At 63.6% G+C, this 19,498-nt stretch carries 14 protein-coding genes; 10 read left to right on the top strand and 4 right to left on the bottom strand.

Going from position 1 to position 19,498, the window contains the following annotated elements; translation table 11 throughout:
- Positions 1 to 136: 136 nt before the first annotated feature.
- The 3 genes from nuoN to J8I26_RS16420 all read left to right on the top strand — a co-directional run bounded on the left by nuoN (position 137) and on the right by J8I26_RS16420 (position 2,669).
- Positions 137 to 1,645, top strand: coding sequence for an NADH-quinone oxidoreductase subunit NuoN (gene nuoN / locus J8I26_RS16430; protein WP_209608180.1), 1,509 nt, complete (start codon positions 137 to 139; stop codon positions 1,643 to 1,645).
- A gap of 12 nt (positions 1,646 to 1,657) precedes the next feature.
- Complete coding sequence (locus tag J8I26_RS16425; RefSeq protein ID WP_209608179.1) at positions 1,658 to 1,972, top strand: DUF2818 family protein; 315 nt, start codon at positions 1,658 to 1,660, stop codon at positions 1,970 to 1,972.
- 130 nt (positions 1,973 to 2,102) lie between these two features.
- Entirely contained in the window at positions 2,103 to 2,669 is a 567-nt protein-coding gene (locus J8I26_RS16420) for an NUDIX hydrolase (RefSeq protein ID WP_209608178.1), read from the top strand.
- Between the two features lie 171 nt (positions 2,670 to 2,840).
- Here the strand turns inward: J8I26_RS16420 and J8I26_RS16415 are convergent, their stop codons facing one another.
- Genes J8I26_RS16415 through J8I26_RS16405 form a run of 3 tightly spaced genes read right to left on the bottom strand, consistent with a single transcriptional unit; the run spans position 2,841 to position 8,613 of the window.
- Positions 2,841 to 4,310, bottom strand: coding sequence for an efflux transporter outer membrane subunit (locus J8I26_RS16415; RefSeq protein ID WP_245200372.1), 1,470 nt, complete (start codon positions 4,308 to 4,310; stop codon positions 2,841 to 2,843).
- On the bottom strand, positions 4,310 to 7,459 hold the full coding sequence (locus J8I26_RS16410; protein ID WP_209608177.1) for an efflux RND transporter permease subunit: 3,150 nt from the start codon (positions 7,457 to 7,459) through the stop codon (positions 4,310 to 4,312). The genes J8I26_RS16415 and J8I26_RS16410 overlap by 1 nt, the downstream gene beginning before the upstream one ends.
- Positions 7,456 to 8,613 carry an efflux RND transporter periplasmic adaptor subunit gene (locus J8I26_RS16405; protein ID WP_348635330.1) on the bottom strand — a complete coding sequence of 386 codons (1,158 nt, stop codon included), beginning with the start codon at positions 8,611 to 8,613 and terminating at the stop codon, positions 7,456 to 7,458. The genes J8I26_RS16410 and J8I26_RS16405 overlap by 4 nt, the downstream gene beginning before the upstream one ends.
- 147 nt (positions 8,614 to 8,760) lie before the next feature.
- On the opposite strand from J8I26_RS16405, the gene J8I26_RS16400 reads away from it, so the two are divergent.
- On the top strand, positions 8,761 to 9,444 hold the full coding sequence (locus J8I26_RS16400) for a TetR/AcrR family transcriptional regulator (protein ID WP_209608176.1): 684 nt from the start codon (positions 8,761 to 8,763) through the stop codon (positions 9,442 to 9,444).
- 50 nt (positions 9,445 to 9,494) lie between these two features.
- On the opposite strand, the gene J8I26_RS16395 is transcribed toward J8I26_RS16400, so the two are convergent.
- Positions 9,495 to 11,171, bottom strand: a complete 1,677-nt coding sequence (locus J8I26_RS16395) for an electron transfer flavoprotein-ubiquinone oxidoreductase (RefSeq protein ID WP_209608175.1) — start codon at positions 11,169 to 11,171, stop codon at positions 9,495 to 9,497.
- Positions 11,172 to 11,593: 422 nt separating this feature from the next.
- On the opposite strand from J8I26_RS16395, the gene J8I26_RS16390 reads away from it, so the two are divergent.
- The 6 genes from J8I26_RS16390 to J8I26_RS16365 all read left to right on the top strand — a co-directional run bounded on the left by J8I26_RS16390 (position 11,594) and on the right by J8I26_RS16365 (position 19,417).
- Complete coding sequence (locus J8I26_RS16390) at positions 11,594 to 12,037, top strand: acyl-CoA thioesterase (RefSeq protein ID WP_209608227.1); 444 nt, start codon at positions 11,594 to 11,596, stop codon at positions 12,035 to 12,037.
- A gap of 131 nt (positions 12,038 to 12,168) precedes the next feature.
- Positions 12,169 to 13,320, top strand: coding sequence for an ABC transporter substrate-binding protein (locus J8I26_RS16385; RefSeq protein WP_209608174.1), 1,152 nt, complete (start codon positions 12,169 to 12,171; stop codon positions 13,318 to 13,320).
- Between the two features lie 183 nt (positions 13,321 to 13,503).
- Positions 13,504 to 14,394 carry a branched-chain amino acid ABC transporter permease gene (locus J8I26_RS16380; protein WP_209608173.1) on the top strand — a complete coding sequence of 297 codons (891 nt, stop codon included), beginning with the start codon at positions 13,504 to 13,506 and terminating at the stop codon, positions 14,392 to 14,394.
- A 4-nt stretch (positions 14,395 to 14,398) separates the two neighbouring features.
- Entirely contained in the window at positions 14,399 to 16,366 is a 1,968-nt protein-coding gene (locus J8I26_RS16375) for a branched-chain amino acid ABC transporter ATP-binding protein/permease (RefSeq protein ID WP_209608172.1), read from the top strand.
- A gap of 2 nt (positions 16,367 to 16,368) precedes the next feature.
- Positions 16,369 to 17,097 carry an ABC transporter ATP-binding protein gene (locus J8I26_RS16370; RefSeq protein ID WP_209608171.1) on the top strand — a complete coding sequence of 243 codons (729 nt, stop codon included), beginning with the start codon at positions 16,369 to 16,371 and terminating at the stop codon, positions 17,095 to 17,097.
- 724 nt (positions 17,098 to 17,821) lie between these two features.
- Positions 17,822 to 19,417 (top strand): methyl-accepting chemotaxis protein, encoded by a 1,596-nt coding sequence (locus J8I26_RS16365; protein WP_209608170.1) that lies wholly within the window; start codon positions 17,822 to 17,824, stop codon positions 19,415 to 19,417.
- The last annotated feature ends 81 nt before the right edge of the window (positions 19,418 to 19,498 follow it).

Genomic DNA, 19,498 nt, shown 5'->3' with positions numbered 1-19,498 from the left:
AAGACTGAACAGGGCGGGGCGGCAGGACGGCCCCGCCGGTAAGCAAGTAACGAGACGAGCCGGCGTGGCACTGCCGGTCAGGCGGCGCGACTGGAAGTCGCGACACAAGCGGGCGAACACAAGCGGTAGTAACTAAATGAACAACATGAATCTGATCCCTGTTTATCCGGAAATATTTCTGCTGATCGCGACTTCCGCGATCCTGCTGATCGATATGTTCCTGCCGGAGAGCAAGCGCGTCATCACCTACCTGCTGTCCTTGTTGGCACTGGTGGTCTGCGCGGTGCTGACCCTCGGCGACCTCAACGGCGGCGCGACGGTCTACACCTTCAACAACATGTTCGTGTCGGATCCGCTGTCGAACCTGCTGAAGCTCTTCACCTACCTGGGCGTCGGCGTCACCCTGGTGTACTCCCGTCAGTACAACAGCGTGCGCGGCATCACCGGCGGTCAGCTGGGCGGCGAATACTACGCCCTGGCGCTGTTCGCGCTGCTGGGCCAGATGGTCATGATCTCCGGCAACAGCTTCCTGTCCATCTACCTGGGCCTGGAACTGATGTCGCTGTCGCTGTACGCGCTGGTTGCCCTGCGCCGCGACAACGCCGCCGCGACCGAAGCGGGCATGAAGTACTTCATCCTGGGCGCGCTGGCTTCCGGCTTCCTGCTGTACGGCATCTCGATGCTCTACGGCGCCACCGGCGGCGCGCTGGAGCTCAACGAAGTGTTCCGTGCCATCGTCTCGGGCACTGTCGACCGCACCGTGCTGGTGTTCGGCATCGTGTTCGTGGTGGCCGGCCTGGCCTTCAAGCTGGGCACCGTGCCCTTCCACATGTGGGTGCCTGACGTCTACCAGGGCTCGCCGACTCCCGTCACGCTGCTGCTGGGCGCGGCGCCGAAGCTGGCCACCTTCGCCATCACGTTCCGCCTGCTGGTGGAAGGCATGCTGCCGCTGGCCGTCGACTGGCAGCAGATGCTGATGGTACTGGCCGTGCTGTCCATCATCCTGGGTAACGTCACCGCCATCGCGCAAAGCAACATCAAGCGCATGCTGGCCTACTCGACCATCTCGCACATGGGCTTCATGCTGCTGGGCATGATGTCCGGCGTGGTCGACGGCAACCTGTTCTCGGCCGTCAACGCCTACAGCTCCTCGCTGTTCTACGCGGTGACCTACGTGATCACCACGCTGGGTTCCTTCGGCGTCATCATCCTGCTCTCGCGCGCCGGTTTCGAAGCCGACACCATCGACGACTTCAAGGGCCTGAACCAGCGTAGCCCGTGGTTCGCCGCCGTGATGATGATCCTGATGTTTTCGCTGGCAGGCATCCCGCCGCTGGTCGGCTTCTACGCCAAGCTGTCGGTGCTGCAAGCCGTGCTGGGTACGGGCCAGATCTGGCTGGCCGTGCTGGCCGTAGTGTTCTCGCTGATCGGCGCGTTCTACTACATCCGCGTGGTCAAGGTCATGTACTTCGATGATCCGGTCGACAACGCCAAGATCGAAGCCACGCCCGACATGCGCATCGTGCTGAGCCTCAACGGCATCGCCGCCCTGGCCATCGGCCTGTGGCCGGGCCACCTGATGGACGCCTGCACCAATGCCATCGTCACCACGCTGGCGACCTTCCTCAGCAAGGTTGTGGCATAAGGGGAGGGGAACGTGAACGTTTCCCTCTTCAGCTGGGTAGTAATCATCTTGGCCGCCTTCGCGGCCAATTTGCCTTTCTTCAACCAGCAACTGTTTGCGCTGGTGCCGCTCAGGAAGGAAACCGCCTGGGTCAAGCCGATCTGGGTGCGCCTGATCGAATTGGTGGCGCTGTATTTTGTCGTGGGCATCGTCGCCCATTTCCTCGAAGCCGGCATCGGCAACGTCTTTACCCAGACCTGGGAATTTTATGCAATCACCGGCTGTCTGTTCCTGGTGCTTGCCTATCCTGGCTATGTGATGCGCTACCTGCGCAAGAAACACGCCTGATAGCCTCTCGGGCTCGGCACGCGGCGGCTCGCTAGCATCAGCGGCCGCCGGTTTCATTTCCTTCGACTGTTCTTTCGGCCCGCGAGGGAACGGTTGCGCCTGATCCCTCCACTCCTTTCCAGAGCCCACCATGGACGCACACCTGAAAGAGACTCAGAAAGACAGCCGCCAGGTCTACGACGGCCACTTCCTCAAAGTACAGCAAGACACCATCGTCCTGCCCGACGGCAAGGAAGCGCTGCGCGAATACATCAAGCATCCCGGCGCGGTGGCCGTGCTGCCGCTGTTCGACGACGGCAGCGTGCTGATGGAGCGCCAGTTCCGCTATCCGCTGGACCGGGTGTTCATCGAGTTCCCCGCGGGGAAGATCGACCCGGGCGAAGATACGCTGGCCTGCGCCAAGCGCGAATTGCAGGAAGAAACCGGCTACACCGCCACCGACTGGCAATACGTCTGCACCATCCACAACGCCATCGCCTATTCGGATGAGCGCCTGCTGCTGTATGTGGCGCGCGGCCTGAAAGAGGGCGTGCGCAAGCTGGACGACGGCGAATTCCTCGATATCTACAAGGCGCCGCTCGCGGAGTTGCTGGAGCAGGTGCGCAACGGCCAGATCACCGACGTCAAGACGGTGATCGGCGTGTTCTGGCTGGAGAAGATCGTCAGCGGCCAATGGACGCCGCCGGCGCAGCCTTGAGTCCCGATGCCGGCGCCTGATATCGTCTTCAGGCAGCCCGGTCAAATAACAACGGCGGGGAGCGGTGCTTGCATGCATCGCTCCCCGCCGTTTTACCATGTAGCGCAACGCATGGCGTGAGACCCGGCCGGTTCCGCCAAGGCGGCGCCGGCCGGAATGAACGCGGGCCGCTCAGGGCGCCGCGGTCCGCGGCGCCTCGATGCCCACGCCCATGGCTTGGAACAGCGTCGCCGTGTTGGCCATGCGGGCGGCCGTGGCGCGGATCTCGCCCAATCGCGCATTCAGGTATTGCCGCTCGCCCGCGCGCGCCGCGCTCGGCGGCAGGGCGCCCAAGGCGGTTTTCCTTTGCGCGTTGCGCCAGCCCTGCTCGCTGTGGCCGCGTGCGGCCGCGGCGGCCTGCAAGGCGTCGGCATCATGGGTCAGCGCGCTCAGCGTATCGGCCACGTTCTGGAACGCATTCAATACCGTTTGCCGATAATTGTCCTCGGAGGCCAGATAGGCCTCCTGCGCCGCCTTGCGTCGCGCGCGCAGGGCCCCGCCATGGAAGATCGGCTGCGTGATCGACGCGCCGATGCCCCAGACCGCGCCCGCGGCCCCGGTGGCCTTGGGCCAGGTAAAGCCGGATTGCCCGAACGATGCATTGATCGACAGGCTGGGGAACATCTCGGCGGTGGCCAGCGCTTCCTGCGCTGCCGCTACCTTCAGCGCGGCATCGGCGGCCAGGATGTCGGGTCGCTGGCGCAACAGCTCGGAAGGCACCGACATCGGCACGCGCTCAGGCAGGCGCAGCGCGGTGATGTCGAGATCGGTCGGCGCCATGTCCGGCGTGCGCCCCATCAGCACCGCCAGCGCATGGCGGGTGGCCTGCCACTGCGCCTGCAGGCCGGGCAGGCTGGCGCGCAAGGATTGCGCGTTGGCTTTGGCGGCCAGCACGTCGTCGTCGCTCACGGCGCCGAAGGCCGCGCGTCGTTGCAGTTCCTGCGCATCCGTGTCGGCCAGCGCCACCAGGCGCTCGGTGTGCGCGACCTGGGCCCGCAGCGAGGCCGAGTTGATCGCGCTGATCACGATGTTGGCCGCCAGCGTGCGACGCGCCGCGTCCAGCTGGTAGGACTGGGCATCGACCTGGGCCGCCAGCGCCGAGTTGGCATAGCGCTCCACGCCGAACAGGTCGAAGGTGTAGCCGGCGTTGATCTCGCCGGCGAACACGTTGTACAGGTTGGTCGGCGGCCCCATGGTCGGCAACCCCAGCGCGCGCTGGCGCGTGGCCTGGCCGACGGCGTCGACGGTGGGCCACAGCGACTCGTTGATCTGTCCGCGCAACTGCTCCTTGGCGCCGGCCAGGCTGTGCTCGGCCTGGGCCAGCGAATGGTTGCTCTTCAAACCTTCATCCACCCAGGCCGACAGTTCAGGCGAGCCATAGGCCTGCCACCATTGCGGTACGGCGCGCTGGCCCAGCACGAAATGCTGGCGGGCGCCTTCGGGGCCGACGTCTTGCGGCGTAGCCTCTGCCGCGTAGTGGGCCGGTTGCGGCACGGCCGGTGCGTCGCCGCTGGGGCCCAGCGCGCAGCCCGACAGGGCCAGCATTGTCAGCAGGGCTAGTCGGCGCGGCCTGAACAATTCATGCGATTCATGCATCTGCATCAGTGGCTCCCTTGCGCGCCGGCAGTGCCGGCCACATGATGGGTTTCATTGGTCTTGACCCGGTAGCACAACGCATACAGCGCCGGCAGGTAGAACAGGGTCAGCACGGTGGCGATGGTGATGCCGCCCATCAGGGCGGTGGCCATCGGGCCGAAGAAGTTGCTGCGCAACAGCGGGATCAGCGCCAGCACGGCGGCGGCTGCGGTCAGCGTGATCGGGCGGAAGCGACGCACGGTGGCGCCGACGATGGCGTCGAAGCGGCCGCGCCCGGCGGCGATGTCCTGCTCGATCTGGTCCACCAGGATCACCGAGTTGCGCATGATGATGCCCAGCATGGCGATGGTGCCCAGCATCGCGACAAAGCCGAACGGCTGGTGGAACAGCAGCAGTGCGCCCACCACGCCGATCAGGCCCAGCGGCGCGGTCATCACCACCATCATGGTGCGGCCGAAGCTTTGCAGCTGAACCATCAGCAACAGCAGCACGGCAATCACCATCAGCGGCATTTGCGCCGAGATCGACGACTGCGCCTTGGCGTTTTCTTCCACCGGGCCGCCGACGTCGATGCGGTAGCCCACCGGCAGGTCTGCGCGCAAGGCATTGAGTTTCTCGTTGACGGCGTTGGTGACGTCGATGCCTTGCACGCCGGTGCGCACGTCGGCCAACACTGTGATGGTGGGCTGGCGGTCGCGCTCCCAGATCACACCGTACTCCAGCGTGTTGCGGAAGTGGCCCAGCGTAGCCAGCGGCACCGGGCCGTTGGTGGTGGGCATGGACAGCGTCGCCAAGCGCGACGGATCGACGCGTTCGCTGCGCGGAGCGCGCAGGTCGACGCTGATCAGCTTGTCGCGTTCGCGGTACTGCGTGACCGTATAGCCGGACAATTGCATCGCCAGGAAGTTGGAGATCTGCTGCGAAGACAGACCCAGCTCGCCGGCGCGCTTCTGGTCGATCTCGAAGGAGACCGAACGCTGCGCCGGCTCATCCCAGTCGAACTGCACGTTGGTGGCGCGGCTTTCCTTGCGGATCTCGGCGGCCACCTGTTCGGCGATGGCGCGCACCTTGGGGATCTGTTCGCCGCTGACGCGGAACTGCACCGGGAAGCCGACCGGCGGGCCGTTCTCCAGGCGCGTGAGGCGCGTGCGCAGTCCGCTGAACTGGGTGCGCAGAGGCTCTTCCAAGGCCTTGGCCAGGGCCTCGCGATCTTCCACCGACTTGGCGGTCACCACGAACTGCGCAAAGTTGGCGCTGGGCAGTTGCTGGTCCAGCGGCAGGTAGAAGCGCGGCGCGCCGGTGCCGACGAAGCTGATCACGTGGTCGATCTGGGCGCGACCCTTCAGCACCGCCTCCATGCGCTGCGCCTCGCGCTGCGTGGCTTCGAAGGAGGCGCGCTCCGGCAGGCGCAGGTCGATCAGCAGTTCGGGACGATCCGAGCTGGGGAAGAACTGTTGCGGCACCAGGCCGAACGCCGCCAGCGAACCGAAGAACAGCAGGGCGGTGGCCAGCACCACGCGGCCGCGGTAGGCCACGCACCACGCCACCATCTTGCGCAGGCGGGTGTAGATTTTGGTCTGGTAGATCGGATGGTCGTGGTCTTCCTCGTCGTGCCCGGCGTGCGGGTTGGCGGCGATCTGTTCGTCGGTCAGCGCATCCGGTTTTTCCTTGAGCATGTGGTAGCCCAGCAGCGGAATCAGCACCACCGCCGCCAGCCAGGACAGCAGCAGCGCGATCGCCGATACCTCGAAGATAGAGCGCGTATATTCGCCCGTGCCCGACTTAGCCAGCGCGATCGGCAGGAAGCCCGACACTGTCACCAGCGTGCCGGTCAGCATAGGGAAGGCGGTGCTGGTGTAGGCGAAGGCGGCGGCGCGGCGGCGGTTCCAGCCTTGCTCCAGCTTCACCGCCATCATCTCCACCGCAATGATCGCGTCATCCACCAGCAGGCCCAGCGCCAGCACCAGCGTGCCCAGCGAGACCTTGTGCAGGCCGATGTCGAACATGTACATGAACAGCGCGGTGACCGCCAGCACGATGGGGATCGAGATCACCACCACCATCCCGGTGCGAATGCCCAGCGACACCAGGCTCACCACCAGCACGATGGCGACCGCCTCGGCCACCGCTTCCAGGAAGTCGTCCACCGATTTTTCCACCGCGTGCGGCATGCTGGACACCGGCGTCAACGTCAGCCCGGCGGGCAGGCGCTTGCGCAGTTCATCGGTGCGCGCGTCCAGCGCGTGGCCCAGGCGGATGACGTCGCCGCCGGGCTGCATGGTCACCCCGATGCCCAGCACCGGCTTGCCGTTGGAGCGCATCTCCTGCTGCTGCGGCTCGTCATAGCCGCGCCGCACGGTGGCGATATCGCCCAGGCGGAAGTTGCGGTTGTTGATGTGGATGATCTTGTTCTCGATCGCCCGCAAGTCCTCGAACTGGCCGCTGGGACGCACGTAGACGCGGTCGTCGCCGGTGGTCACCAGCCCGCCGGGGACGATGGCGTTCTGGCCGCCGATGGCGTCGGCCAACTGCTGCGGGCTGATGCCCAGGCGCGTCATCTGCGCATTGCCGATGTCGATGTAGATGTGCTGGTCGCGGTCGCCGAAGTAATCGATCTTGCCCACGCCAGATACGCGCAGCAGCTCGCCGCGCAGCTGGTCGGCATAGTCGCGCAGTTGCGCCGGCGAAAAGCCGTCGCCTTCCAGCGCGTAGATGTTGGTGTAGACGTCGCCGAACTCATCGTTGAAGTAGGGGCCGCGCACGCCTTGCGGCAAGGTGGCCGCGATATCGCCGACTTTCTTGCGCACCTGGTACCAGGTCTTTGGTACCTGCGCCGCCGGCGCCGTGTCCTTGATCGTGAAGAACAGCTGCGACTGGCCCGGGCGCGAGTAGCTGCGCAGGAAGTCGACGTCGGGCGTCTCCTGCAGCTTGCGCGCGATGCGATCAGTGATCTGTTCCTGCACCTGGCGCGCGGTGGCGCCCGGCCAGTCGGTCTGGATCACCATGACCTTGAAGGTGAAGGGCGGATCTTCCGACTGCGAAAGCCGGTTGTAGGAGCCCATGCCCAAGAGCGTCACCAGCGCCAGGATGAAGGTCACCAGCGCCTGGTGCTGCAGCGTCCAGGAGGAGAGGTTGAAACGGCCAGGCGCGCTCATAGTGCGAAGTCCTCGGCATGCAGCGGCGCGATGGCCTTGACCTTCTCGCCGGCGGTCAGCGTATGCACGCCTTGCACCACCACCTTGTCGTCAGCGGAGACGCCCTGCGTCACCGAGATGCTGCGTTCGCCGTAGGCGGACACGGTCACCGGACGCAGCGTCAGCTTGCCGTCGCCGCCGACGATCCACAGCGCCGGCTTGTCGCCCTGGTGGAACAGCGCGGTGGCGGGCAGCAGCATGACGGCATCAGCAGCGGTCGAGGCCGCCGGCGTGATCACCACCTCGCCGGTCATGCCCAGGCGCAGCGAGGCATCCGGCTGCTCCAGCGTGACCTTGACGCGATAGGTGCGGCTTTGCGGATCAGCTGCCGGGCTAACTTCGCGCACGCGGCCGGTGAAGCTTTTTCCCGGCAGGGCGGGCAGCGTCACGGTCGCCGTGGCGCCCGGGCGGATGCGCGCGACCTGGCTGTCGGCCACGTCGGTGACCACGTCCACTGCGCCCGACCAGGCCAGCGAGAACACCGGCTGGCCGGCCGACAGCACGTCGCCGGTATTGGCCTGCTCGGCGCTGATCACGCCGTCATGCTCCGCCAGCAGCGAGGTGTAGCCGCGCTGGTTGCCGGCTACCGCCGCACGCGCTTGCGCCGCCTGGAACTGGGCCTGGGCGGCGGCATGCGCGTCCTGGCTTTGCTCCAGCTGCTGGGCGCTGATCAGGTTTTCGCGCGCCTGTTCGGTGTCGCGCTTGAATTGCTTTTGTGCCGCGTCCAGGTGCTGGCGTGCGGATTCCAGCTCGGCGCGCGCGCTGGCGGCATTGTGTTCGGCGTCGGCCGGATCCAAGCGCGCCACCAGTTGGCCCTTGCGCACCGCATCGCCGAGGTGGACGCGACGCTCGATCAACTGGCCGGCCACGCGGAAGGACATCGCGGTCACAAAGCGCGACTGCACCTCTGCCGGCAGATGCAGCGCTTGCGCGCCGTTGCGCTGCTGCGCCTGCAGCACCACGACTTCTCGCGGCGCTTCGGCCACCGGTGCGGGCTTGCTGCAGGCCGCCAGCGTGAACGCCAGGGATAGCGACAACAGCACCGGCGCCAGGCGCGGCGTGCCGGGTGGACTGCTTGGACGGGAAGATAGGGCAGGGGCGGGGGCTGGCTTCACGACGTTCCTTTCATGGAAGGTGGATGTCCGGACCGCCGTGCGCTCCGAATCCCGATGGCAATTGCTTCGAATTTGTTCGGATTCTAATACGTATATGAATTCAGATGCAACCTTGTATTTGAATTCATGGGTGATAAAATTCGACCCATGACACGCCAACGACTCAGCCGCGAGCAAAGCCGGGAGCAGACCAGGGAACGCCTGCTGGACGCGGCCCACACCGTATTCATGGAAAAAGGATTCCCGCTCGCCAGCGTGGAAGACATCAGCGCCGCCGCCGGCTATTCGCGCGGCGCGTTCTATTCCAACTTCGACGACAAGACCCAGCTCTTCTTCGAACTGCTGCGCCGCGAAGGCGAGGGCATCGACCAGGAATTTCACCGCATGCTGAGCGGCCCGGCGGTCGATCCTGTCGCATTGCAGGAAGAAGTGGCGCGCCACTATTCCCATTTGTACCAGGGCGACAAGTGCAGCCTGTTGTGGATGGAGGCGCGCATCGTCGCCTTGCGCGACGAGAAATTCCGCACAGAGCTCAACCGTTATCTGGAGGAGCGCTATCGCCAGATCGCCGAGTTCGTCGAGATGTTCTCCAAACTGACCAACACCGCGCCCGCCGCGCCGCCGCGCGAGATCGCCATCGGCCTGATGGCGCTGTGCGAAGGGGTGAGCTTCTCGCACCGCTGCGCGCCCGACATGGTGGACGGCAAGACCGCCGAGTCGGTGCTGTCGTGGTTCCTCAAGGCCTCGATCGCCGTGCCGGCCGCTGCCGATGTTGCTGCGGCCGAACCCAGGAAGACACCGGCGCGCAAAACGGCCGCCAAAAAGAAATAAGCCACGCATCGGCGTGGCTTATTGTCTGTCGCATCGTTGCGCGAACGTCCTTACATGCCCGAGTAATTCGGCCCGCCGCCGCCTTCCGGCGTCACCCACACGATGTTCTGCGTCGGATCCTTGATGTCGCAGGTCTTGCAGTGCACGCAGTTCTGCGCGTTGATCTGCAGGCGATCGGTGTTGTCCTCATTCTTCACGAACTCGTACACGCCCGCCGGGCAGTAACGCGACTCGGGGCCGGCATATTGCGCCAGGTTGACCTGCACCGGCACGTTCTTGTCCTTCAGCGTCAGGTGCGCCGGCTGGTCTTCGCCGTGGTTGGTGTTGGAGATGAACACCGACGACAGGCGGTCGAAGGTCAGCTTGCCGTCCGGCTTGGGATAGGCGATCGGCGCGTAGTTGGCCGCAGGCTTCAGGCACTCATGGTCGGCGTGAGTGTGACGCATGGTCCACGGCGCCTTGCCGCCGAACACCACCTGGTCGATGCCGACCAGGATGGTGCCGGTCACCAGTCCCTTGCTCATCGAGGGCTTGAAGTTGCGGGCCTTGTGCAGTTCGTCCTTCAGCCAGGAGGCTTCGAAGGCGGCGATGTATTCCACCAGCTCGTCGTTGTGGCGCTCTTCGCCCAGCGCGTGGAAGGCCGACTCGGCTGCCATCATGCCGCTCTTGATCGCCGCGTGGCTGCCCTTGATGCGGGATGCATTGAGGAAGCCGGCGTCGCAACCCAGCAGCGCGCCGCCCGGGAACACCAGCTTGGGCAGCGACTGCACGCCGCCGGCGGTGATCGCGCGCGCGCCGTAGGAGATGCGCTTGCCGCCTTCGAAGAACTTGCGGATCTCCGGGTGGGTCTTGTAGCGCTGGAACTCTTCGAACGGGGACAGATACGGATTCTCGTAAGCCAGGCCGACCACGTAGCCCACCGCCACCTGGTTGTTATCGAGGTGATACAGGAAAGAGCCGCCGTAGGTGTCGTTGGCCAGCGGCCAGCCGGCGGTGTGCACCACCAGGCCCGGCTGATGCACTTCAGGCTTCACTTCCCACAGTTCCTTGATGCCGATGGCGTAGGTCTGCGGATCGCGGCCGGCATCCAGCTTGTACTTCGAGATCAGTTGCTTGCCCAGGTGGCCGCGCGCGCCTTCGGCGAAGAAGGTGTACTTGGCGTGCAGCTCCATGCCGAGCTGGAACTCGGGACCGGGTTCGCCTTCCTTGTTGATGCCCATGTTGCCGGTGGCGACACCCTTGACCGAGCCGTCCTCGTTGTAGAGGATTTCGGCGGCCGGGAAGCCGGGGAAGATTTCCACGCCCAGCGCTTCGGCCTGCTGGCCCAGCCAGCGCGTAACGTTGGACAGCGAGATCACATAGTTGCCGTGATTCTGGAAGCAGGCTGGCAGCAGCCAAGACGGAGTCTTATAGGCTTTGCTGGCGGAGAGAAAAAGGAAGCGGTCTTCGGTGACCGGCGTGGTCAGCGGCGCGCCTTGCTCCTTCCAGTCCGGGATCAGCTCGGTCAGCGCGCGCGGATCCATCACCGCGCCCGACAGGATGTGGGCGCCGACTTCGCTGCCTTTTTCCAGCACGCACACGCCGATTTCCTTGCCCGACTGCGCGGCCAGCTGTTTCAGGCGGATCGCCGCCGACAGCCCGGCCGGGCCGCCGCCGACCACCACCACGTCGTACTCCATTGATTCGCGTGGGCCGTATTGTTCAAGCAAGTCTTGAGATGAAGTCATGGATGTCCCGTAGTTATATGAGGCATTTATTTTCGAACGATCGTGCTATTGTTCAGTATTTTTCGACGAAACGCTAGAGGGCAGTAGGTTTTTTGTGCGCCCGTGCGTGAAATTTTTAATAGCGACCGCAGCCCCGGAAGCTGCGCCGGGTGTGTTTTCCGGCAATGCCGCGTATTTTATTGGATTTTGCAGGCCTCACTCATACCGTTATGGCTTGAGTTGATAACAGAATGTTATGCAAATCCGCCGACGAGCGGAACGCACCGGACGTGTCTGATCCGCAAGACGGGCCGCCGGCGATGCTTGCGGGAAACATTGCTGGTCGGTCGCTCGCCGAATGTCGGGCGCAGGCCGCCGTCAAGATGAAAAAAATTACATCCACCGATGAATCGAACACAGAGCAAACAGGAAAGGGAACATCGATGAACAGCCACGCCACCTCCACCAAGGTTGATCAGTTGCAGGCAAAACTGTTGCACGTCTCGCGCCAGGTCATCCGCTGGGGCGACATGGATGCGCTGGGCCATGTCAACAACACCGTCTATTTCCGCTTCATGGAGCAGTGCCGCATCGAATGGCTGGATGCCGCCTTCGGCCCCACGGTGGCGGCGGTGGAGGGGCCGGTGATCGTCAATGCGCACTGCAACTTCCGCCGCCAGATGAAGTATCCGGCCAGCATTGCGGTACAGATGTTCGCCGGCCAGATGGGCCGCACGAGTGTGGAAACTACGTATGTCATCCGCGATGCCGACGACGAACAGATCATCTATGCTGATGGCGGCGCAAAAATTGTCTGGGTCGATTTCAAGAAAGAAAAGTCAACCGCATTGCCCGATTCGCTGCGACAGTTCCTGACAGGCTTGTAAGTTTAGCGAAAGGAAACTGCGACAGAATCGGCCCGACACTCCCGCAGCAACCGCCAGAAGAGCGGAGGGAGCCACAAGAGCTCAGCCCGCCAAAAGATGTGCTAGCCGACAATTAAATCCTGGAGGAAGACATGACATACAAGACCCAAGCCTTGGTAGCCGCCGCATTGATGACGTTTGCAATGTCGTCGCAGGCCGCAGATCCCATCAAGATCGGTGTTTCCGGTCCCTACACCGGCGGCTCCGCTCCCATGGGCGTGTCCATGCGTGACGGCGTGAAGCTGGCCGTGGCCGAAATCAACGCCCAGGGCGGCGTGCTGGGCCGCCAGCTGCAGATCGTCGAACGCGACGACGAAGCCAAGAACGAGCGCGGCGTGCAGATCGCGCAAGAACTGATCAACAAGGAAAAGGTGGTCGCCACCGTCGGCTTCGCCAACACCGGCGTGGCGCTGGCCTCGCAGCGCTTCTACCAGGAAGCCAAGATCCCCGTGATCACCAACGTGGCCACCGGCACCGTGGTGACCAAGCAGTTCGAGAAGGACAAGGACAACTACATCTTCCGCACCTCGGCCAACGACGCGATCCAGGCCAAGATGCTGGCTGACGAAGCGATCGACAAGCAGAAGTACACCAAGGTCGCGATCCTGGCCGACTCCACCAACTACGGCCAGCTCGGTCGTGAAGACCTGGAAAAGGCGCTGGCCGCCAAGAAGATCACCCCGGTCGCCATCGAGAAGTACAACCTGAAGGACGTCGACATGACCGCCCAGCTGCTGAAATCCAAGCAGGGCGGCGCGCAAGTCGTGCTGACCTACGGCATCGGCCCCGAGCTGGCGCAGATCGCCAACGGCATGGAAAAGCTGAACTGGCACGTGCCCATCATCGGCAGCTGGCCGCTGTCGATGGGTAACTTCATCGACAACTCCGGCAAGAACGGCAACGGCGCCCGCATGCCGCAAACCTTCATCCAGGACGGCAACACGCCCAAGCGCAAGGCCTTCATCGAAGCTTATCAAAAGGCATACAAGATCGATCGCATGCCGTCGGCCGTCTCCGCCGCCCAGGGCTATGACTCCATCCTGCTGCTGGCCGCCGCCATCAAGCAAGCCGGCACCACCGACGGCGACAAGGTCCGCGCCGCACTGGAAGGCCTGAACACCAAGGTCGAAGGCGTGGTCACCACCTACGACAAGCCGTTCACCAAGGACGACCACGAAGCCATCAAGGCCTCCACCGTCGTGATGGGCGAAGTGCGCAACGGCCGCGTCGTTCTCGGCAAGTAAGCACCAACTGCTTTCGTACGATCAGTAGTCGATAGTCGAAGAGGCCAGTCCTTGCGATCCGGGGACTGGCCTTTTTCACACGAGTTGTTGACGTATTGGTAACGACGCTGCCATGTGCAGCGTCGCGCCTGCCCGCACAACTCAACTCCGCCATCCGGCGGCAGCCGCTTCTTGGGAAACACAATGGATATTCTGCTACAGCTGGTCTTCTCCGGCATCGCGCTCGGCATGATCTATGCCGTCATCGCGTTCGGTTACCAACTCACTTTTGCCACTTCCGGCACGCTGAACTTCGGCCAGGGCGAAGCCCTGATGCTGGGCGCGCTGGTCGGCCTCTCCGTGGTCGGCAACATCCACGGCGGGCCTTACCTCAACTACTGGCTGATGATCCCCATCGTCCTCGTCTTCGGCGCGCTGCAAGGCATGTTCGTCGAATGGATAGGCGTGCGTCCGGCCATCAAGATCAAGTCCGAATTCGGCTGGATCATGTCCACCATCGCGCTGGCAATCATCTTCAAGAACGTCGCCGAGAACATCTGGGGCAAGGACGATCTGCCGTTCCCCTCGCCGATCTCCGGCACCCCGTTCCAGATCTTCGGCGCCAACGTGCAGCCGATGCAGGTGCTGGTGGTGATCGGCGCCTTGCTGATCATGGCCGCGGTCGAGCTGTTCAACCGCAAGTCGATCTACGGCAAGGCCGTGGTCGCCACCTCCAACGACCGTGACGCCGCCGGCCTGATGGGCATCAACACCAGCATGGTGATCACCTTCTCCTACGCGCTGTCGTCGGCCACCGCCGCCTTCGCCGGCGTGCTGGTGGCGCCGCTGACCCTGACCGGCGCCACCATGGGCGCGGCGCTGGGCCTGAAGGCCTTTGCGGTGGCCATCATCGGCGGCCTGACCTCGGGCATGGGCGCCATCGTCGGCGGCCTGATCCTGGGCATCGCCGAGACCGTCACCGGCTTCTACATCTCCACCGGCTACAAGGAAGTCCCGGGCCTGGTGCTGCTGCTCCTGGTGCTGGCCGTGAAACCTGCAGGCCTGTTCGGCAAAACTGCGATCAAGAAGGTCTGATGCGATGAACAAGAAAATCCTGCTGCTCTCTTTGCTGGGCATCGCCGCGCTTGCCGGCATTCCCCTGGTGGTGCATAACCCGTATTACCTGCACCTGGTCGAAACCATCCTCATCTACGCCATCCTGCTGTTCGGGCTGGACATCGTGGTCGGCTACACCGGCCAGGTCTCGCTGGGCCATGCCGGCCTGTTCGGCATCGGCTCGTATGTGGCCGGCGTGCTGTTCTTCAAGCTCGGCATGCCCATCCTGGTGACTATCCCGGCGGCCATTGCCATCACCGCCGTGTTCGGCGCCATCCTCGCGCTGCCCGCGTTGCGCGTCACCGGTCCGTACCTGGCGATGGTGACGCTGGCCTTCGGCACCATCATCCAGATCCTGATCAACGAGATGACCTTCCTCACCGAAGGCCCGCTCGGCATCAAGGTCGCCAAGCCGCTGATCGGCGGCGAGAAGATGACCGAAGTCCAGTTCTTCTACCTGGTCGCCATCCTCACCGTGATCGCCATGGGCGTGGTTCACCGCATCCTCAAGTCCAACCTCGGCCGCGCCTTCCAGGCGCTGCGCGACAGCCCGATCGCATCGGACTGCATGGGCGTGTCGGTGTATCGCTACAAGGTCTACGCCTTCATCATCAGCGCCGCGCTGGCCGGCCTGTCCGGCGCGCTGTACGCGTATTCGGAAGAGTACATCTCGCCCAATACCTACAACTTCGAACTGACCATCCTGTTCCTGCTGGCGGTGATCATGGGCGGGCGCAAGTCGCGCATCGGCTCGATGATCGGCGCGCTGATCGTGGTGATGCTGCCCAGCCTGCTGTCGGACATCGAACTGTTCCGCCAGATTGCGACCGTGCTGGCCGTGATCGTGGTGGTCGGCTCGGCCTTCATGGTGATCAAAAAGACCAAGACCGCGCGCGGCGTGATCGTGCCGGTGGTGGCCACCGTCGCCATGGCGGCGTTCTCCTACCAGCTGGAGAACATCACCGACTGGCGCCTGACCATCTTCGGCCTGATGACGTTGTTCGTCGTGTACTACCTGCAGGACGGCATCGTCGGCTTCTGCCGCAACCTGTTCGGTCGCGTGCTGACCAAGAACCTGCCGGTCGCGCAGCAGATCGCCGGCGACAAGAACCACGCCGTCATCACCACCGACTCCGTCAAGGACGAAGGCGCGACGCTGTTGAAGGTCAATCAGATCCTGATGCAGTTCGGCGGCCTGAAGGCCTTGAACCGCGTCGACCTGGACGTGAAGAAGGGCACCGTGCACGGCCTGATCGGCCCCAACGGTTCCGGCAAGAGCACCATGATGAACGTGCTGACCGGCATCTACCGTCCCACCGACGGCGCCGTGGAATACGACGGCCGCCAGATCTCCGGCAGCACGCCGTCCACCATCGCCCTGGGCGGTGTGGCGCGTACCTTCCAGAACGTGCAGCTGTTCGGCGAAATGACCGCCACCGAGAACGTGCTGGTCGGCCTGCACCACACCTTCAACAGCAACGTGGTCGACGTCATGGTGCACACGCCGCGTTATGCGCGTGAAGAGCGCGAGGCGCGCGAACGCGCCGCCGCCATCCTGGAGTTCGTCGGCCTGGCCGACCTCGCCAACGAGGAGGCGCGCAACCTGCCCTACGGCAAGCAGCGCCTGTTGGAAATCGGCCGCGCGCTGGGCCTGAACCCCAGCCTGCTGCTGCTGGATGAGCCGGCCGCGGGCCTGACCGCACCGGACATCAAGGAGCTGGTCGCCATCATCCGCAAGATCCGCGAAGCGGGCATCACCATCATCCTGATCGAACACCACATGGACGTGGTCATGTCGATCTGCGACACCGTCACCGTGCTCGACTTCGGCCAGAAGATCGCCGAAGGAAAGCCGGCCCAGGTGCAGGCCGACCCCAAGGTCATCGAGGCCTACCTGGGAGGCGGAGCGGGCGACGCCCATGAGAACAAACCAAGCAGCGCGGGAGCCTGAACATGCTGACCATCAACAACCTCCACGCCGCCTACGGCAAGGTCGAAGTGCTGCATGGCATTTCGCTGGACGTCCCCAAGGGCAAGGTCGTGACCCTGATCGGCTCCAACGGCGCCGGCAAGACCACCACCATGCGCGCCATCTCCGGCATGATCAAACCGAAAGGCGGTGAAGTCACCCTCGACGGCAAGAACATTACCGGCCTGGACTCGCACAAGATCGCGCGCTTCGGCCTGGCGCACTCGCCCGAAGGCCGGCGCGTGTTCGCCACCATGAGCGTCACCGACAACCTGCTGCTGGGCGCCTTCCCGCGCTTTACCCGCGCGCGTCCCAAGGGCGACATCGCCCATGATCTCGAACGCGCGCTGGAATTGTTCCCGCGACTGAAGGAGCGCCAGACCCAGCTGGCCGGCACGCTCTCCGGCGGCGAACAGCAGATGCTGGCCATGGCGCGCGCCGTAATGCTGAACCCGGAAGTGATCCTGCTCGATGAACCGTCGATGGGCCTGGCGCCCATCCTGGTGGAAGAAGTCTTCCGCATCATCTTGCGCCTGAAGGAGCAGGGCGTGACGATGTTGCTTGTTGAGCAATTCGCCGCCGCTGCACTGAATGTTGCAGATTACGGCTATGTGTTGGAGAATGGCAAGATCTCTGTACATGGCCCCGCCGACAAGTTGCAAAACGACCCGGCGGTGCAAGCCGCCTACCTTGGTGGCGGCGCGCATCACTGATGGCGAAGCAGCATGCATCAGCGTATGCGCCAGTCGGATACACCGGCTCGCACGTCGCAAACGCTGACAGCGTGTCGGGTATATTAAGGGGGAGACATACCTCTTGAATGCAATTAAGGCGCACCTTCGGGTGCGCCTTTTCTTTTGTGGCGACGCCATCGCGCGCCGGCTTGCTGCGTATGGCCGCGACCGCGAACAGATCGGCAGATGCCCGTGTTCTCATGCCACGTCGGCCAGAGGAGGCGAATCGGGGGCGATTTGCGCATCTGTTCGGCTGATTGAATCCCATGCTCCGCGCGATGATAGACATGTCGCCGTATTCCATACGGAGGGCGACTTCACAACCACAATATCGATCGCGGCGCCGGCGGGGAACTCGGGGAGGACGAGAACCGCATGTCCCAAGGAGCTTTCATGCGATCCGATCCTGTTGCAAAAACCCTCTGTCCGCCAAGGACGTCGCTGCCGTCGTTAGCAGCGTCATGCGCGCATTTTCAGAGCATGCCCGTCACCGGTGCGGTTGCATCGCGTCACTCTGCGGCATGGATTGATGGTGCATGTCGGCCCTATAGTTTGACTTCCACGGATCACGACGCCACAAGCAAGCGGCTGCGCCAACAAATCTGAAAACGTCAGTGGCGCCGGCAGGCCTGGCGCATGCACGCTCAGGCCGAATTTCCCGGCTTGCGGCTATCGGTTCGCGAACCGGATTGGGGAACAAAACATGCTTGACAATATGAAGATCGGAAGCCGCTTGCTCCTGGGTTTTCTGGCGCTGGCAATTCTTACCGCGCTGGTCGGCGTCGTCGGCATCAAGAACATGAGCGCCATCAACGACAAGGCGTCGGAGTTGTATCAGCGCGAGTTGCTGGGACTGTCGTATATCAAGGAGGCCAATATCGATCTGATCTACGTCGGACGTGCCATGAGCAACGCCTTGCTGGCGTCGAGCCAGAAGGAACGCAAGGAATTCCTGACGCTGATGGAGAAGGCCAGGAAGGAGTTGAAGGCCAATGCCGACATGGCCCGGCCGTTGTTCTATACCGATGCCGGGAAAAGACTGATGGCTGACTTCGACAAGAAGTACGCCGAGTACGATGCACTGGTCAGCGGTTTTGCGGGAAAAATCACGCAGGACGGCCTGCACGAGCCGCATCCCCTGGCACCGTACTTCTTCGGTGAGCTCAGTCGGAAGGGGGATGCGGTCGACGATCTGATCACCGACCTGAGCAAGGTCAAGGAGAGGAACGGCGCCGAGGCTGACCGGCTCACCACCGAATTGTACGAGTCGAGCCGGCTGTACATGCTGATTTTGGTGATCAGCAGCGCTTGCGCGGGCCTCTTGCTCGGTATGGTGTTGACTCGCTCCATCACGCGCCCGATTGCGCACGCGGTGCGCATTGCGCAAACGGTCGCCGACGGTGACCTGACCAGCAACATCGAGGTGAAGTCCAGGGACGAGACCGGAGCGTTGCTGCAGGCCTTGCAGAAGATGAACCAGGGACTGATCGGTATTGTTTCCGAGGTGCGCGGCGGCACCGAGGTCATTTCTTCCGCATCCAGCCAGATTGCGACGGGCAATCTTGATTTGTCCTCGCGCACGGAACAGCAGGCCAGCTCATTGGAAGAGACAGCCTCCTCGATGGAGCAGCTGACCGCGACGGTCAAGCAGAACGCCGATAACGCGGTGCAGGCCAAACAGCTTGCGCAATCGGCCTCGGTGGTTGCAGCGCAAGGAGGGGCCGCCGTCGCCAAGGTGGTGGATACGATGAGTGCGATCACCGAGTCTTCGCGCGAGATCGTCGACATCATCGGCGTCATCGACGGCATCGCTTTCCAGACCAATATCCTTGCCTTGAACGCGGCAGTGGAGGCGGCGCGCGCAGGCGAGCAAGGACGTGGATTTGCCGTGGTGGCAGGGGAGGTGAGAACTCTGGCCCAGCGCGCGGCGGCAGCAGCCAAGGAGATCAAGGTCTTGATCGATACCTCGGTCGAGAAGGTCGATGCGGGCAGCAAGCTGGTGGAGTCAGCAGGCGCGACAATGCTGAACATTGTGGACAGCGTCAAGCGCGTGGCCGACATCATTTCCGAGATTACTGCCGCCAGCGCCGAGCAGACCAACGGCATTGAGCAGATCAATGAGGCCGTATCGCAGATGGACCAGGTGACGCAGCAGAACGCGGCCTTGGTGGAGGAGGCAGCGGCTGCATCGCAATCCCTGCAGGATCAAGCCGCCAAACTCAATCAGGTGGTGGCGGTGTTCAAGTTGTCTTATACGCCGCCGACGTCTCCTGCGACGCTGGCGTACACGCAGATCTAGCGCGTGGGCGAGGGTTTGTCGAAGCGGCAATTCGCCTTCCTTTTTCCCGCCTGTTCGGCTGATTGAATCCAGCATCCTGCG

The sequence above is a fragment of the Herbaspirillum sp. LeCh32-8 genome (assembly GCF_017814915.1).
Taxonomy (GTDB): Bacteria; Pseudomonadota; Gammaproteobacteria; order Burkholderiales; family Burkholderiaceae_D; genus Herbaspirillum.
Note: the sequence above shows the minus strand (reverse complement) of the source record. Positions and strands in the feature narration are given on the sequence as shown.

Excerpts from the sequence above, each read along its gene's own strand:
- J8I26_RS16420 (WP_209608178.1), top strand. The coding sequence starts at position 2,103 with ATGGACGCACACCTGAAAGAGACTCAGAAAGACAGCCGCCAGGTCTAC.
- J8I26_RS16380 (WP_209608173.1), top strand. The coding sequence starts at position 13,504 with ATGGATATTCTGCTACAGCTGGTCTTCTCCGGCATCGCGCTCGGCATG.
- J8I26_RS16365 (WP_209608170.1), top strand. The coding sequence starts at position 17,822 with ATGCTTGACAATATGAAGATCGGAAGCCGCTTGCTCCTGGGTTTTCTG.
- J8I26_RS16415 (WP_245200372.1), bottom strand. The coding sequence starts at position 4,310 with ATGCAGATGCATGAATCGCATGAATTGTTCAGGCCGCGCCGACTAGCC.
- J8I26_RS16390 (WP_209608227.1), top strand. The coding sequence starts at position 11,594 with ATGAACAGCCACGCCACCTCCACCAAGGTTGATCAGTTGCAGGCAAAA.
- J8I26_RS16400 (WP_209608176.1), top strand. The coding sequence starts at position 8,761 with ATGACACGCCAACGACTCAGCCGCGAGCAAAGCCGGGAGCAGACCAGG.
- J8I26_RS16395 (WP_209608175.1), bottom strand. The coding sequence starts at position 11,171 with ATGACTTCATCTCAAGACTTGCTTGAACAATACGGCCCACGCGAATCA.
- J8I26_RS16375 (WP_209608172.1), top strand. The coding sequence starts at position 14,399 with ATGAACAAGAAAATCCTGCTGCTCTCTTTGCTGGGCATCGCCGCGCTT.
- J8I26_RS16385 (WP_209608174.1), top strand. The coding sequence starts at position 12,169 with ATGACATACAAGACCCAAGCCTTGGTAGCCGCCGCATTGATGACGTTT.
- J8I26_RS16410 (WP_209608177.1), bottom strand. The coding sequence starts at position 7,459 with ATGAGCGCGCCTGGCCGTTTCAACCTCTCCTCCTGGACGCTGCAGCAC.
- nuoN (WP_209608180.1), top strand. The coding sequence starts at position 137 with ATGAACAACATGAATCTGATCCCTGTTTATCCGGAAATATTTCTGCTG.
- J8I26_RS16370 (WP_209608171.1), top strand. The coding sequence starts at position 16,369 with ATGCTGACCATCAACAACCTCCACGCCGCCTACGGCAAGGTCGAAGTG.